The 15,457-nt window shown below is 36.0% G+C and carries 19 protein-coding genes; 12 read left to right on the top strand and 7 right to left on the bottom strand.

Translation table 11 applies throughout. The features are described from left to right. Nucleotides 1-156: 156 nt before the first annotated feature. On the bottom strand, nucleotides 157-708 hold the full coding sequence (gene def, locus M948_RS37745) for a peptide deformylase (RefSeq protein ID WP_021291728.1): 552 nt from the start codon (nucleotides 706-708) through the stop codon (nucleotides 157-159). 185 nt (nucleotides 709-893) lie between these two features. Between def and M948_RS37740 the strand changes: the two genes are divergently transcribed. The 5 genes from M948_RS37740 (at nucleotide 894) to lpdA (ending at nucleotide 6,806) form a co-directional block, all read left to right on the top strand. Continuing rightward, a complete protein-coding gene (locus M948_RS37740) occupies nucleotides 894-1,583 on the top strand; it encodes a YkyA family protein (RefSeq protein WP_021291727.1) in 690 nt (229 codons plus the stop codon). Nucleotides 1,584-2,062: 479 nt separating this feature from the next. Then, nucleotides 2,063-3,106 carry a pyruvate dehydrogenase (acetyl-transferring) E1 component subunit alpha gene (gene pdhA, locus M948_RS37735; protein WP_231378701.1) on the top strand — a complete coding sequence of 348 codons (1,044 nt, stop codon included), beginning with the start codon at nucleotides 2,063-2,065 and terminating at the stop codon, nucleotides 3,104-3,106. Nucleotides 3,107-3,109: 3 nt separating this feature from the next. Then, entirely contained in the window at nucleotides 3,110-4,087 is a 978-nt protein-coding gene (locus M948_RS37730) for an alpha-ketoacid dehydrogenase subunit beta (protein ID WP_021291725.1), read from the top strand. A 24-nt stretch (nucleotides 4,088-4,111) separates the two neighbouring features. Beyond that, nucleotides 4,112-5,395: a dihydrolipoamide acetyltransferase family protein gene (locus M948_RS37725; protein ID WP_021291724.1), complete on the top strand. Its 1,284-nt coding sequence runs from the start codon at nucleotides 4,112-4,114 to the stop codon at nucleotides 5,393-5,395. 4 nt (nucleotides 5,396-5,399) lie between these two features. Beyond that, on the top strand, nucleotides 5,400-6,806 hold the full coding sequence (lpdA, locus tag M948_RS37720) for a dihydrolipoyl dehydrogenase (RefSeq protein WP_021291723.1): 1,407 nt from the start codon (nucleotides 5,400-5,402) through the stop codon (nucleotides 6,804-6,806). Nucleotides 6,807-7,047: 241 nt separating this feature from the next. Here the strand turns inward: lpdA and M948_RS37715 are convergent, their stop codons facing one another. Beyond that, a complete protein-coding gene (locus tag M948_RS37715) occupies nucleotides 7,048-7,422 on the bottom strand; it encodes a hypothetical protein (protein ID WP_021291722.1) in 375 nt (124 codons plus the stop codon). 162 nt (nucleotides 7,423-7,584) lie between these two features. Continuing rightward, entirely contained in the window at nucleotides 7,585-9,114 is a 1,530-nt protein-coding gene (locus tag M948_RS37710; protein WP_021291721.1) for a glycine betaine uptake BCCT transporter, read from the bottom strand. A 265-nt stretch (nucleotides 9,115-9,379) separates the two neighbouring features. Here M948_RS37710 and M948_RS37705 point away from each other — a divergent pair, with 265 nt between their 5' ends. From M948_RS37705 to M948_RS37700, 3 genes are all read left to right on the top strand, one after another. Beyond that, entirely contained in the window at nucleotides 9,380-10,228 is an 849-nt protein-coding gene (locus M948_RS37705) for a polysaccharide deacetylase family protein (protein ID WP_021291720.1), read from the top strand. 195 nt (nucleotides 10,229-10,423) lie between these two features. Then, on the top strand, nucleotides 10,424-10,537 hold the full coding sequence (locus M948_RS42935; RefSeq protein WP_021291719.1) for a GapA-binding peptide SR1P: 114 nt from the start codon (nucleotides 10,424-10,426) through the stop codon (nucleotides 10,535-10,537). A gap of 338 nt (nucleotides 10,538-10,875) precedes the next feature. Then, nucleotides 10,876-11,145, top strand: a complete 270-nt coding sequence (locus M948_RS37700; RefSeq protein WP_021291717.1) for a UPF0223 family protein — start codon at nucleotides 10,876-10,878, stop codon at nucleotides 11,143-11,145. A 42-nt stretch (nucleotides 11,146-11,187) separates the two neighbouring features. On the opposite strand, the gene M948_RS37695 is transcribed toward M948_RS37700, so the two are convergent. After that, on the bottom strand, nucleotides 11,188-11,805 hold the full coding sequence (locus tag M948_RS37695) for a YktB family protein (RefSeq protein WP_021291716.1): 618 nt from the start codon (nucleotides 11,803-11,805) through the stop codon (nucleotides 11,188-11,190). A 223-nt stretch (nucleotides 11,806-12,028) separates the two neighbouring features. Between M948_RS37695 and M948_RS37690 the strand changes: the two genes are divergently transcribed. After that, nucleotides 12,029-12,220 (top strand): hypothetical protein, encoded by a 192-nt coding sequence (locus M948_RS37690; protein WP_021291715.1) that lies wholly within the window; start codon nucleotides 12,029-12,031, stop codon nucleotides 12,218-12,220. A gap of 237 nt (nucleotides 12,221-12,457) precedes the next feature. Then, nucleotides 12,458-13,267 (top strand): inositol monophosphatase family protein, encoded by an 810-nt coding sequence (locus tag M948_RS37685; protein WP_021291714.1) that lies wholly within the window; start codon nucleotides 12,458-12,460, stop codon nucleotides 13,265-13,267. A gap of 156 nt (nucleotides 13,268-13,423) precedes the next feature. Here M948_RS37685 and M948_RS43485 read toward each other — a convergent pair whose 3' ends face one another. Beyond that, entirely contained in the window at nucleotides 13,424-13,594 is a 171-nt protein-coding gene (locus tag M948_RS43485) for a DUF5325 family protein (protein ID WP_021291713.1), read from the bottom strand. 169 nt (nucleotides 13,595-13,763) lie between these two features. Between M948_RS43485 and M948_RS37680 the strand changes: the two genes are divergently transcribed. Next, nucleotides 13,764-14,072, top strand: coding sequence for a YlaH-like family protein (locus tag M948_RS37680; RefSeq protein ID WP_021291712.1), 309 nt, complete (start codon nucleotides 13,764-13,766; stop codon nucleotides 14,070-14,072). A 48-nt stretch (nucleotides 14,073-14,120) separates the two neighbouring features. Here M948_RS37680 and M948_RS37675 read toward each other — a convergent pair whose 3' ends face one another. Next, the gene (locus M948_RS37675; RefSeq protein ID WP_021291711.1) at nucleotides 14,121-14,324 is read right to left on the bottom strand and encodes a YlaI family protein; all 204 of its coding nucleotides are present in this window, start codon (nucleotides 14,322-14,324) and stop codon (nucleotides 14,121-14,123) included. Nucleotides 14,325-14,506: 182 nt separating this feature from the next. Between M948_RS37675 and M948_RS37670 the strand changes: the two genes are divergently transcribed. Then, complete coding sequence (locus M948_RS37670; RefSeq protein WP_021291710.1) at nucleotides 14,507-14,788, top strand: hypothetical protein; 282 nt, start codon at nucleotides 14,507-14,509, stop codon at nucleotides 14,786-14,788. A gap of 39 nt (nucleotides 14,789-14,827) precedes the next feature. Here M948_RS37670 and M948_RS37665 read toward each other — a convergent pair whose 3' ends face one another. Beyond that, entirely contained in the window at nucleotides 14,828-15,430 is a 603-nt protein-coding gene (locus M948_RS37665) for a YhcN/YlaJ family sporulation lipoprotein (RefSeq protein WP_021291709.1), read from the bottom strand. Nucleotides 15,431-15,457: the final 27 nt, after the last annotated feature.

Here is a 15,457-nt window from a genome sequence, read left to right as displayed (position 1 = left end):
AGGTTTTCTCCAGCAGGGTCTTGGCAAATGGGCAAGGGGCTAATTTGTTAAACAACAAATTTATAAATCCGAACTATTCGTACGAGGTATTTGGTATCCTCAGATGATAGTTCGGATCCTTTTCTAAACTATTTTGCGTTAACAGAGTACAAGAGGTTATTCAACTGGTGTTGCATTTTCAGGAACTGCGAACGGCTGCTCTTGATTAATATGATCATAAAACATAATTCCATTTAGGTGATCAATCTCATGTTGAAATACAACAGCCGCATACCCTTTTAATCGCAGTTTCAACGGATTGCCTTCTTTATCAAAAGCTTTAACTGTAACTCTGGCATGTCTAGGAACATAGCCTTCAACTGGACGGTCAACAGATAAGCATCCCTCACCAGTTGATAAATATGACTTTTCAACCGAATGGCTAATGATTTTAGGGTTGACTAGTCCGTAACTATAATGTTTCCCATTCGGGTCTTCAAAATGTACTGCAACGAGCCGTTTGTTTAATCCAAGTTGCGGTGCAGCAAGGCCTACCCCAGCGCGTAGCTGATACTTTTCTGCAATCTCTTCATCTTGACTATTTTTTAAAAACATCAACATATCTTCAATTAACTGTTTATCCGACTCATTTAATGGAATATCTACTTCGTCAGCTACTTCTGTCAAGGAAGGATGTCCTTCTCTGACAATATCTTTCATGGTTATCATGAGTACCACTCCTAATCATTATTACTCTATTTCTATGTTACAATTTCATATTTTATCATATTTACGTTATATTAATCATAGCTTGACTATATAAACTAGTATAGTTTTTTATAATCCAATAGAGTTCGCTTTGTGTTATACTAAAACTCGTACGTATGATGCAATGATGTAGGAGGTAGAAAATCATGCCGATGAAAAAGTCTGTCCTTATTGTAATCAGCTTTTTGCTTTTTATGATGGCAGCTTGCAGTAGCGAAACGACGGAAGAACAGATACAAGGGCATTTAGAAGAAGCTGTTTCATTAGAAAAGGATTTTGAAGAGCAACAAAGTAAGATTACTGAATTAGAAAAACAAGAACAGGAATTATACAGTAAAATTATAAATCTTGGAATGGATGAAATGGATAAGATTAAAGAACTTTCCGGACAAGCAATTGATTCAATTGAAAAACGTTCAGAAGCAATAAAAACGGAGAAAGCAAGTATTGAAAAAGCAGAAGAAGAGTTCGCTGAAACAGAAGATTTAATAGCCGAAATAGAAGATGAGAAATTAAAAGAAACAGCAACATCAATGACTGAAGTGATGCAACAGCGATATGAAACATATCATCAATTAAATGATGCGTACAAAAACGCACTAGCCTTAGAAAAGGAAATGTACAACATGTTGCAAAAAGAAGATTTAGAACAAGAAACCTTGACTCAGCAAATAAACGAAATTAATGAAAGTTACCAAAAGGTAATTGATTTAAATAATTCGTTTAATGAGCATACCGTTGATTACAATGAACAGAAAAAAGCTTTCTATGAACAAGCAGGTATGGAAGTGAATTACGAGAAAAATCCTACCGGAAATAAATCAAAAGAAGAATAATTAGGTTGAGTAAAATACAGCGCCTTGGAGCAACCCTAACTACAGGGGGAGGATCCATAGGCGTTTTTTTGTTTGAAGATAGGTAACTGAAAGATTGATTACGGAATGATGTTAATAATACAGTTTGCAAAAACGATTATAACAGAATAATAAGAAGCAACATATTTTGTTAGCCAAGCCTCGTTCAAATTAAAATAAGTAAATGAGAACAAAGTGTTTGACCAATAGAAATAATTAAGCTAGAATTTACATGAAAAGAAATTGTACTAGTGATTTTTGCTTTATTTATGTAACAGTTTATATACATCATTTTTTGATTAATAGCAAATAAAAAAGGGAACATAGGGTAAGAGCAAAAAGTACAGATTTTTTTCTTATTTTGGGTAGGCTAGAAATGACAATACTATTAAGGATATAAAGAAAGGAAGAGGTGAACTATTTTGAAACACGTACTAGAAAGTGTTGAAAGTCAGTTCGAAATGTTCCAAATTCTTAACGAAGATGGAAAGATTGTCAATAAAGATGATATGCCCGATCTTTCAGATGACGAATTAAAAGAGCTTATGCGCCGAATGGTTTACACACGCGTATTGGACCAGCGCTCTATTGCTCTAAATAGACAAGGACGTCTAGGGTTTTATGCACCTACAGCAGGTCAAGAAGCTTCTCAATTAGGAAGTCAGTTCGCACTTGAAGAAGAGGACTTCTTATTACCTGGATATCGTGATGTTCCACAGCTAATTTGGCAGGGACTTCCATTATACCAAGCATTCCTATTCTCAAGAGGTCATTTCCATGGGAACCAAATGCCTGAGGGTGTTCATGCAGTAAGTCCACAGATTATTATTGGAGCACAGTACGTACAAACCGCCGGTGTAGCATTAGGAATTAAAAAACGCGGCAAAAAGGCTGTAGCTGTAACTTATACTGGTGACGGTGGTACTTCGCAAGGAGATTTTTATGAAGGAATCAACTTTGCAGGTGCATATAAAGCACCAGCACTTTTCTTTGTTCAAAATAACTACTTTGCGATTTCTGTACCAGTTGAAAAACAAACAAATGCTAAGACTTTGGCTCAAAAAGCTGTAGCGGCTGGTATTGAAGGAGTACAAGTTGACGGAATGGATGTACTTGCTGTTTATGCTGTTACAAAAGCTGCCCGTGAACGCGCAATTAACGGGGAAGGCCCAATGCTAATTGAAACGTTAACGTATCGTTATGGACCTCATACAATGGCTGGTGATGATCCTACTCGTTACCGTACGGATGACCTTGACAATGAATGGGAGAAAAAAGACCCACTTGTTCGTTTCCGTAAATTCTTAGAAGAGAAAGATCTATGGTCTGAAGAAGACGAAAACAAAGTTATTGAAGAAGCAAAAGATGAAATCAAAAAAGCAATAAAACAAGCGGATGAATATCCAAAACAAAAAGTAACGGATTTCATTGGCAACATGTTTGAAGAACTTCCATCTCACTTGCAAGAACAAATGGAAGAATATAAAGAAAAGGAGTCGAAGTAAATCATGGCACAAATGACAATGATTCAAGCCATCACAGACGCATTGCGCACGGAATTAAAAAATGATGAAAATGTGCTTGTATTTGGGGAAGACGTTGGTCAAAATGGTGGCGTATTCCGTGCTACTGAAGGACTGCAAGATGAATTCGGTGAAGAGCGTGTATTTGATACGCCCTTAGCTGAATCTGGCATCGGTGGTCTTTCTATCGGTCTTGGATTACAAGGCTATCGACCAGTACCGGAAATTCAATTCTTCGGCTTCGTTTATGAAGTAATGGATTCCATTAGTGGACAAATGGCTCGTATGCGTTACCGTTCTGGAGGTTCACACCATTCTCCAATCACGATTCGTTCACCTTTTGGTGGTGGTGTTCATACACCAGAACTTCATGCTGATTCATTAGAAGGATTAATTGCTCAGCAACCAGGAATAAAAGTAGTTATTCCTTCATCACCATATGATGCAAAAGGATTGCTTATCTCTGCTATTCGTGATAACGATCCAGTATTATTCCTAGAACATATGAAACTTTATCGTTCTTTCCGTGGGGAAGTGCCAGAAGAAGATTATACCATTGAGCTAGGAAAAGCAGAGGTTAAACGTGAGGGTACGGATGTAACGCTTATCTCTTATGGTGCAATGGTTCATGCTTCACTAAAAGCAGCAGAAGAACTGGAAGAAAAAGGAGTAAGTGCAGAAGTTGTTGACTTACGTACAGTATCTCCATTAGATGTGGACACAATTATCGAATCGGTTAAGAAAACAAATCGTGTTGTTGTAGTTCAAGAAGCTCAACGCCAAGCTGGGATAGCTGCTAATGTGATTTCTGAAATACAAGAGCGTGCCATCTTACACTTGGAAGCTCCTGTATTACGTGTTACAGCGCCAGATACGGTTTATTCATTCTCAGCAGCAGAAGAAGTATGGTTACCAAACCATCAAGACATCATTGAGAAAGTGGATCAAGTAATAAACTTTTAATTAAGAAGATAGGAGGTCATTCGTATGGCATTTAATTTTAAGTTGCCAGACATCGGTGAAGGAATTCACGAAGGCGAAATTGTTAAATGGTTTGTTAAAGAAGGCGACGAAATCAAAGAAGATGATGTATTGTGTGAAGTCCAAAACGATAAAGCAGTCGTGGAAATCCCATCTCCAGTTGATGGCACCGTAGAAAAAGTACATGTGGAAGAAGGCACTGTTGCAGTCGTAGGAGACACTATTATTACATTCGATGCAGAAGGTTATGAATCGAATGATGATGAAGAAGAGGCTCAAGACGATAAGGAAGCTGAAAAAGAAGAAGCTTCTAAATCTGAAGACAAGCAAGTAGAGGAAAAATCACAACCAGCAAGTGATTCTGGTGATAATAAACGCGTTATTGCTATGCCATCTGTAAGAAAATATGCACGAGACAATGAGGTGAATATTTCAGAAGTTACTGGTTCGGGTAAAAATGGTCGTATTCTAAAAGAGGATATCGATAGCTTTAAAAATGGTGGCCAAGCAACTACGGAAACATCTGAAGCGACTGAGGAAAAAGCAGAACCTAAGAAAGGGACGACTGCGCCTGTATCAGAAGGTGATTTCCCTGAATCTCGTGAAGCAATGAGTGGCATTCGTAAATCAATTGCAAAAGCAATGGTTAATTCGAAAACAAAAGCACCTCATGTTACACTCTTAGATGAAGTTGATGTAACGGATCTTGTTGCACATCGTAAGAAATTTAAAGCAGTAGCTGCAGAACAAGAAATTAAATTAACCTATTTGCCATATGTAGCTAAAGCGCTAGTATCAGCTTCTAAGAAATTCCCGATTTTAAATGCTGCAGTGGATGATGAAACAAACGAAATTATTCACAAGCATTATTATAACATTGGAATTGCTGCTGACACAGACAAAGGACTACTTGTCCCAGTAGTTAAAAATGCTGATCGTAAATCGATTTTTGCAATTTCTCAAGAAATTAATGAATTGGCAGATAAAGCTAGAAGTGGTAAACTATCACCTGAAGAGATGAAGGGTGCTTCCAATACAATTACAAATATTGGATCTGCAGGTGGCCAATGGTTTACACCAGTATTAAATTATCCTGAAGCTGTTATTTTAGGAATTGGCCGTATCGCAGAGAAGCCAATTGTTCGCGATGGAGAGATTGTAATTGCACCGGTACTCGCATTATCATTAAGCTTTGATCATCGTATTGTTGATGGTGCTACTGCACAGTTAGCTCTAAATCAAATCAAGCGATTATTAAGCGATCCACAATTAATTATGATGGAGGCGTAGGTTTATGGTAGTAGGAGATTTCCCAATTGAAGTAGATACACTTGTTGTTGGAGCTGGACCTGGTGGTTATGTAGCCGCTATTCGTGCTGCACAACTAGGACAAAAAGTAACAATTGTAGATAAAGGAGCACTTGGGGGAGTTTGTTTAAATGTTGGATGTATTCCATCCAAAGCGTTAATTCAAGCTGGACATTTAACAGAACATGCTCACGGTAATGAAGAACTTGGAATAAAAACCGAAAATGTTACTGTAGATTTCACTAAGGTTCAAGAATGGAAAGGAAGCGTAGTTAAAAAGCTAACTTCCGGCGTAGAAGGTTTATTAAAAGGAAACAAAGTCGATATTGTAAAAGGTGAAGTTTATTTCGTTGATAATAAAACGGTTAAAATTATGGATGATAAAAACTCTCAAACCTATACTTTTAACAACTGTATTATTGCAACGGGTTCTACACCAATTGAAATCCCTAGCTTTAAGTTCTCTGACCGTGTACTTGATTCTACAGGAGCATTAAATCTAAAAGAGATTCCTGGAAAAATGGTTGTTATCGGTGGAGGATATATTGGTACTGAATTAGGAACTGCATACGCTAATTTCGGTACGGAGGTAACAGTTCTTGAAGGAACAAAAGATATTCTTGGCGGATTCGAAAAGCAAATGAAACAAGTTGTTAAGAAGCGTCTGAAAAACAAAGGTGTTAACATCATCACGGAAGCAATGGCAAAAGGTGTAGAAGAATCAAAAGACGGCGTAAAAGTTTCTTATGAAGTAAACGGTAAAGAAGAAACAATTGAAGCTGATTATGTATTAGTAACAGTTGGTCGTCGTCCTAATACGGAAGAACTTGGTCTAGAACAAGTTGGTATTGAAAAAGATGACCGTGGATTAATTAAAATCGATAAACAATGCCGTACAAACGTAGAAAATATCTATGCAATTGGCGATATCGTAGAAGGTATGCCACTAGCTCATAAAGCTTCTTATGAAGGAAAGGTTGCTGCTGAAGCAATTAGTGGAGAGAAAGCAGAAATCGACTACGTAGGTATGCCAGCAGTAGTATTCTCTGATCCTGAATTAGCGACAGTTGGATATACAGAACAAGAAGCTAAGGATGCTGGATATGACGTAAAAGCAGCTAAATTCCCATTTGCTGCAAACGGTCGTGCACTTTCATTAAATGATAGTGATGGTTTCATGAAGCTGATCACACGCAAAGACGATGGACTCGTTATTGGTGCCCAAATTGCAGGTCCAAATGCGAGCGATATGATTGCTGAAATCGGCTTAGCAATTGAAGCAGGGATGACTGCTGAGGACATCGCGCTTACCATTCATGCACATCCTAGCTTAGGAGAAATTACAATGGAAGCTGCGGAAGTTGCGTTAGGTACTCCTATTCACATGATGTAAGCTAGTAATCGTCTAGTGTAGCATAATGAAAATTAGTCCGGATATTGATGTTTAAGTCAATATTCGGGCTTTTATTTGTAAAAGGACTTATTTTACATAAAAAAACAATGGCTTATAATGGCCATTGTTTTTTTATATAAAAATACGTGCGTAGACTTATTATCCCTAGTTAGCCGGATAGTAATCCCTTATGAGAAGACGTTTGCGGTACAAAGAAGAAGACTGCCTAGCGGTTAAAAAATTACTTTATAATCCCTTCAAGCTTTTCCTTGATTTCATCTTTCTCCATCTCACCAGATAGGCTTTCAATTGTTCTACCATCTTTGGTAATTAATAATGCAGGTGTTTCTTGCTCCGTTACATTTTCTATATCTTCTATCGTTGTTTCGTTTGTTTGTACTTCACTAAAAGCATGCGGATATTCTGCCTTCACTTCGATAATTGCATCATAATAGATATTTTCTAACGCACTATTTGTTTTATCAGTAAGAAACATAACATCATATTCTTTTGGCTGAAAAGTAATAACGTCAATCATTGGTGACGATTGACAGGCACTTAGTAGCAAAATCATTATGCTAATTAGAGGGATGATTGCGCGTTTAATTTTACTCACCTTCCTGCTAATTATCAGTGTATACTCATAGTTTAACAAAAAGATGCGTGCAAAGTCGGGATGTTATAGAACTGTTAATGGTTTGAAATAGTTATGTTGGATTAGTAATATAGTTACAAATGAAAAGTTATGAACTGTAAAAAAGGTTAGAGCAAATGAGCTCTAACCTTTTCTTCTACTACTTAAGTCCACCTCTTTGGCCTCTTGTTTAAATGATTTAATCAAGGAGAATACGACAAGTATCATGATAATCGCAAATGGAAATGCTGCAATAATAGATGCCGTCTGCAATGCATTTAATCCTCCTTGCCAAAGTAACACTGCTGCTGCACCTGATTGAATGACTCCCCATACAAACTTAACCGAATTCGGTGGATACAAGCTACCGCCAGTCGTTTGCATTCCTAATACGAAAGTCGCTGAGTCAGCCGATGTGATAAAGAAAGTGCAAATAAGCAAGATCGCTATAATAGAAATAAATCCGCCAATTGGGAAATTCTCTAATAAGGCAAACAATGCTACTTCCTCACCAGTATTATTAATATGTTGCATAATATTGACGCCTTCAAAGCTTTCCAGGTGAATAGCTGAACCTCCAAAGACTGCGAACCAAAGCGCACCAAAGATTGTTGGTACAAGTAGTACACCTAAAACAAATTCACGAATTGTTCTACCTCTAGAGACCCGGGCAATAAACGTACCAACAAATGGTGCCCATGCAATCCACCATGCCCAATAGAATATAGTCCAACCATTAATCCATCCAGCATTATCTTCGCTAAACGGAGTCATACGTAAACTCATACTAGGCAAGTTTTGTAGGTAGCTTCCGAAAGACGTTGTAAAAAAGTTCATAATAAAGTTCGTCGGTCCAAGAATAAGAACAAATACTAGAAGTAAGAAAGCTAATATAAGATTGGTATTACTTAAATACTTTATTCCTCTATTAAGACCGGTCATTGCCGATGTCATATATAGAACGGTAACAATAGCAATAATAATTAGTTGTAAAGTGATCGTTGATTCCATTCCTGTTACAAAGGATAAACCACCACTTATTTGAATGGCACCTAAACCAAGTGAGGTTGAGACGCCGAAAATAGTAGCAAATACAACGATGAAATCAACAACCGTTCCCCATGTACCCTTGATTCGATCACCAAACAATGGCTCAAGGATTGCACTTACAACACCAGGTGCCTGTTTACGGAATTTGAAGTAAGCTAGTGCTAAAGCGATCGTTGCGTAGATAGCCCATGGATGGAGACCCCAATGAAAGAAGCTATATTGCATTGCTGTTTTAGCTGCCTCATTCGTTTCAGCATCTCCATACGGAGGAGTATGGAAGTGAGATAATGGTTCTGCGGCCCCCCAGAACACAAGTCCAATTCCCATACCAGCACTGAATAACATAGCAAACCAAGTTAAATAACTATATTCTGGCTTATCACCAGGCTTACCTAATTTAATATTTCCATATTTGGAAAAAATAAGATAGATTGCAAAAATGACAAATGCAGTTGCACTAATTAAATAAAACCAGCCAAATTTATCTACCAAAAAACCTTGAACAATCGTGGTTACATTATCTAAATTTGCATTTGGCCATACATCTTTAGGGATGATCCCCCAAATAATAAATAGTACTGCTATAAATGCAGAAATATAAAAGACTCGTGTTACTTTTTTCACATAAATTATCCTTTCTTTAATTATTTTCAGGCATTATATATGTAGGCACACTTATTGTATTAAAACATAATGAAATAATTTGTTCAAATCTCAACGCTTGTTTTTACTATTCCCGAGGCATAGAAATATCATACTATTTATTTTACTACCCATTCTAGAGCGAGTTTAAACAATTGTCTTTTTTTGTTTAAATTTGTATTGCCAGTTAATTTCCAGGAACTTATAATAGACTTGATAGAATGAATGGTAAGTGGGGAGGGGTAGCTTGAAAAAAGTAATTACTATTCTAATGTTGATCTTAGTGCTAGCTGCTTGTGGGGAAAGTGCTCAACCTGTCAGCGAAAAGCAATCTGAAAATGAAAACCAAACACCGGAACAAACATCTGGAGAAGAGAGAGAACAACAACCGAATCAACAGGATACTGAATCAAAGCCAACTGAAAAAAAGGAAGAACCGAAATATAAAGTTTCAGATGATGCAACCATTGTACCTTTGAAGGAAGGGATAAATGAAAAAGTCGTACTTTTAACGATTGATGACGTGCCAGATAAATATGCTGTTGAAATGGCTAAAACATTAAAAAAGTTAAATGTACAGGCGATTTTCTTTGCCAATGGGCATTTTTTAGAAACACCTGAGCAAAAAAAACAATTAAAAGAAATACATGAGATGGGCTTTATAATCGGAAACCATACATATAGCCATGCGAATCTAACAACATTGTCTGAAAAAGAGCAAACAGAAGAGATTGTAAAAGTTAGTGATCAAATAGAAGAAATCATCGGAGAACGGCCAAAATTTTTTCGAGCACCACATGGTATGAATACCGATCATTCAAAACAAGTGGCGAAAGAAGAGAATATGGTGCTAATGAATTGGACGTATGGCTATGATTACTTTGAGCCATATATGAATGTAGAAAAATTAACCAATGCTATGATAACAGGAGAAGGACCAGAGGTAGATATAGACTATTCTCTATTAAAGCCTGGTGCAAATCTGTTAATGCATGATAGAGAATGGACAAATAAAGCATTGGCAGATATCGTAAACGGGTTAAGAGATAAAGGTTATGAAATGGTAGACCCACATCAAATTAAGACAATTGATTAGCGCTACAAACTAAGGCATGTCTTTACAACAAGCACATGCCTTAGTTTTTTATTTTGATCATTTCAAGTGAGACAGGTCCATGCAAATAACAAATAAAATAAATATGACATACTAAATAGGGTTGATTTTTCCAATGTGTTATATTATAATGTGAATACGCTATCATAAAATATCATCACAAAGGAGTTGGGCCAGATGGGCACCATTGTTTGTCAGGATTGTCAAAAAGTTATTGAACAGTTTGATGATGAAAAAGTCACTACCCTATACGGTACTTGTCCGACTTGTCGTGAAATAATAAATAAATAACTATAAGGTAATCATAAAGCTGCCGTCCAACTTGAAACGGCAGCTTTATTTGCATATGATACGTTTATTACTTGTAACGATTCTGGAGATTCATCTATCAATCCTATACAAGTACCCCCCAATTTTTTGTGAATGTATTGCTAACCTCCTCCGTCATACAATAGGATGAATCCTCATTGATTCAGTTTACCGATGCATCCTTATAAGCATCTTACTTGAAGTCGATCTTACGTACGATCAAAAAGAGTCAACAAATACGAGATAACATGATATCATTAAAATGCTGTTTGTGGATCGTTAAACGTAGGGAAAAATGATCTTGAAGGGAGGAGTTATAAGTGAATTATCATTATCCTATTGATGAAACATGGTCGAAAGAAGAAGTTATTCAGGTTGTGCAATTTTTTTCCTTGGTTGAACAGGCGTATGAAAAAAAGATAGATCGTGATGTCTTTCTAGCTGCATATCGTGAATTTAAAAGAATTGTACCGTCTAAAAGTGAAGAAAAGAAATTATTTAGTTCGTTTGAACAGGGTTCTGGTTATTCTAGTTTTCAAGTTGTTAAACAGGCTAGAAATTCCAACGATACGAGCATTTCTATTGGATAAAAAAAGCAGCACACTTCGATCTCTGTGCTGCTTTTATCTATATTATTTACTATTCAACGCTTTATTATAAAATGGTAGTAATTGATTCATTGTCTCCTTTGCAGTATGAAGGAATGCTTCTCCATCAAAAACTCGCGCATCATTCTTTGGTAAATGTTGACCGATCAGAAATTCGGCCTTTTTAACATCACGGAATCGTTCTAAATCTTTTAATTCAAGTTCGTTTAATTGTTTCGCTTCCTTTTTCATATGATCAAGGGAAACAACAAAATTCGACGGCAATTGCTTGATTTCGTCATAGCTATCGATAAAGGTATTGGCAATTTCCGTTTTGTGATCCAATTCATAAATTAATGCTAACCAAATAAAAACATGGTCATCGAATAAGCCTACTTGAAAGTGAGGGTGCTTTTTATATCCACGTTTATTATCAGCTATTGCTAACCAAGTATCTTTAGGAGGATTAACCGTCCTCCTAGCATGTTTAGCAATATGTACAAAAACTTCATTACCTAATTCCATGGATAAATAATCTGCTAAGTAATTACCAATTTCCTGAAATTTAGGTTGAATTCTTGTTTGGATTGCTTCCATCCGAGCATCTAACCCGTTAATTAAGAATGTATCAAAATCACTTTTATTAAAGCCATTAAACGTCATTATATCAACCTTTCTCTTGATGATAATTAATTATTATTTATAATAATTATTAATTATGGTTATACGGAAGTCAAGTTAAAAACATAATGCATAAAAATAATGTTTAAACAAGCAATTTTTTGGGGAATGTAATACAATAATTCGCGGATTTTTAAGAATTATTGAACCAAATTGTAAGAGAGCTCATAAATATATTAAAAGCGATCGAAAGGTTGTGTACAATTTGAAGTACGTGATGGAGGCATTACGTCGTAAAGAAGCACTGGAAAAGCTGCCTGTTATTCGTATGGAAATTGATTATGAACTTGTAACGCTTTATGATGCTATGAAAAACGAGGATACTGTTGGAATAATAAAAAGCAAGGAACGACTTAAACAATTAAGAAGACAATGGTTAGAGATTGATCATGCATAAAATAAAACCTTCATTAAAGCGTTGCTTTAATGAAGGTTCTTTTTTAGTAAGTAACTTACATTTAAAGAATGATGCATATAGGGTATCTAAAAGATATTCGCCCAACCCACTTTAGAACAATGTGACACTTTCTATGAACAATGTATAAAGTACTGTCAAAGAAGTACGAATCCAATGACTTGCTATTATTAATTTGGTAGTATAGGTGATATACAGAACATATTGGAGGGTATACAAATGAATACAGAGGTGCGTGAAACGATTTTTCAGCATGCTTTGGAATGGGTATTGGAAGCTGGTAAAACGATTAGAGCTCATATGAATGACCCTTTAACCATTGATACGAAATCAAATGCAAATGATCTAGTAACCACAATGGATAGAGATATAGAAGCCTTTTTTACTAGTAATATCAAGCAAATATTTCCCGACCATTTTATTTTAAGTGAAGAAGGATTTGGAGATCAGCTTGATACAATGGATGGAACGGTTTGGATTATTGATCCAATTGATGGTACGATGAATTTCGTACATCAAAAACGTAATTTTGCAATATCTGTGGGAATATATCAGGATGGTATCGGTGAAATTGGGTTCATTTATAACGTGATGGAAGATGTTTTATATAGTGCGAAACGTGGAGAAGGAGCATATAAAGGAAATAAGAAACTCCCTGCATTAAATGACAATCTTAACTTTCATGAGTCGATTATAGGGTTAAACCACTTTTGGTTATGCGAGAATCGTTTAGTTGATGAAAGGGTCATGCAACAATTAGTGAAAGATGTAAGAGGTACGAGAACGTATGGTTCTGCAGCGTTAGAATTTGCTTCTGTGGCTGAAGGGATTTTAGATGGATATTTGACACTTAGTCTCTCTCCCTGGGACTTAGCTGCAGGGATGGTAATCGTTAATGAAGTAGGAGGAATGACGACCACCATAGATGGAGAGAAGATTAATATGTTGGGTAATAACTCTGTTTTTACATGTAATTCCAAGATTCATCAAAGAATACTAGAAAGCTATTTACAAGAAGCGAGAAAATGACGGTGCAGATGAAATGAAAAAACATTTCTTCTATGGAGCGCCTACATAGAAATAGCCAGCTACAAGAACGCGCTTAATGAAGAGGCATAAAAAAAGCGGAACGAAGCTACCGTTAATCTAAGTTGACTTCTACAGACATAGCAAGTGACAAGGTTGTCACTTGCTTTTTTTCTTTAATCCAATGCCGTAACCCATAAAACCGAAACCTAATATTAAAAATAATAGGACAAGCCAGATATTTCGGTATGCAATAGAAATACCGATACCAGCAAACATTAGTATAACTAAAGTAGCTAATAAAAGCATTGGGAAGTTTATATTTTTCATGATCTCCACCTCTTTTGCCTTAATTCTAGTATATAAGAAAGCGCTAAATTGATCAAAGAATTGTTTCTAGTTATCCCTGTAATTTAGCTGGCGATATGGGAAAATATTTAGTATGATAAGACAAGAGTTTATGAAAAGGATTTATTATAGAAGGTAGTGGGGGATATACATGGAGAACACTAATTTCACGTTGATTTTTGACTTTGTACTCGATCAATTTGGAACAGATGTAAATATTTTTTGGGTTTTTTATATCTTAAATTTAATTTTTAGTATCATTGCTTATAAACTTGGGTTTGCTCGTAAACTTCCAATGTTAAAGTCAATTGTCGTTTATATTTTATTAGCCATTGGTGTCTATATATTAACGATTTTTAGCATTTTCCAAATGCCGATAACGGAAAGTTTGGTTGTTATTTCTATTGTTCTTGGCATTTATCGGTTTCGATTACATAGAGAAAGAAGCTCACAAGAATAAAGCAAAGCGCCTAGAGGTAAATACTTTGGGCGCTTTTTTATGTGCAGATTAAATATAATCATCTGTAGGTTTTTTTTCTTCATATAGTTGAAACTTCCCTGTTGCATGTCGTTGCTTTGTTTTATATTCGATGCGATCATAACAGGATTTACATAAATACATATGAATTCTTCGGTTTCGTAATCGTTTTGCTTCAAAGGAGTCGTCCTCTATGCTTTCTATATTGTCACAAATCGTGCACTTGACCTGCATAATTTCACCTCAATATCAAAAAATAAATATATCTAAAAAACAATATATGCTATCTTTGGCTTTCATGAATCTGTCTCTAGTGTATCATAAGATAGTTCCATTCAAGAAATATCTGCCATGTTTATTTTAAATTATATAGGGGAAAACTTCACTAAACAACAATCCAAAGAAAGGGCGATTCGATGAAAAGACGATATTTATATTCTGCTGGTGCAGCAAGTGTGATTGGTGCTACCGTAGCCGGGTTTTTTTTGAAAGATAAGGATAATCGAGACAAGGTAAAACAAAAAATAAAAAATTATCAAGACGGTATTCGATCAACATTTGAAGATGCAGGGGTACCAGATCAGTCTGCAAATCAAGATTTAGCTCAATTAGAAAATGCTAAAATGGTTTCAGAAGGTTCTCAATTTGGAGTGCAATATTATACGGAAAATAAAGAAAAAAATACGAGCGAACAGTAACAATAAGAAAAGCGTTTCCGCAAAACGGAAACGCTTTTCTTATTCGTTATTATGTTGATTGGATTGTTTTTCTTCCGTATCTTCTAACTTTTGTTTATCTTCTTTTGGTATTACTTCTTTGTTTTGGTCTGGTTCTTGTGGGCGGTTTTCGCTAATAGGAAAATCGGGCATATAACGACCGACAATTGCAGCTACTTCGTCTACAACCGCATGAACTGGATGTCCTTGGCTAATCTTATCAGCCATTCCTCTAATTCTTTCATTACCATCTGCATCAGCCACTACGACGGCAGTTTTGCCATATGGATCATGATATAAAGCCTCTAATACACTGTATTTAATGGTGCCAACTCGTGATCGATCAAGGTCTTTGTCGACATCAATACCGACAACTGCATAAGGACCTGCAACGACGGAAGTAGCACTGTTAACATTTGGTACATTACTAGCTATATTGGCCAAATGATCAGCAATTTCATTATTTGAAAGATTTTTTTGTTGGGTAGGGTCTGAATTTTTAACTTGAATCATTTGATTATTCTTTTCTTCATCGGATAATGGTTTCTCTTGACTTTGCTGTTGGCATCCTGCAAATATAACAATACTTACCAACATAATTGTATATAACGGTATCTTGTTCACCTAAAATTCCTCCATCCTATTTAAGCC

Origin of the sequence: Virgibacillus sp. CM-4, from assembly GCF_000445495.1 — a bacterium.
In the GTDB taxonomy this organism is placed as follows: Bacteria; Bacillota; Bacilli; order Bacillales; family Amphibacillaceae; genus Virgibacillus; species Virgibacillus salexigens.
The sequence above is the reverse complement of the archived record's forward strand: the minus strand, read 5'-3'. Positions and strand labels throughout refer to the sequence as shown.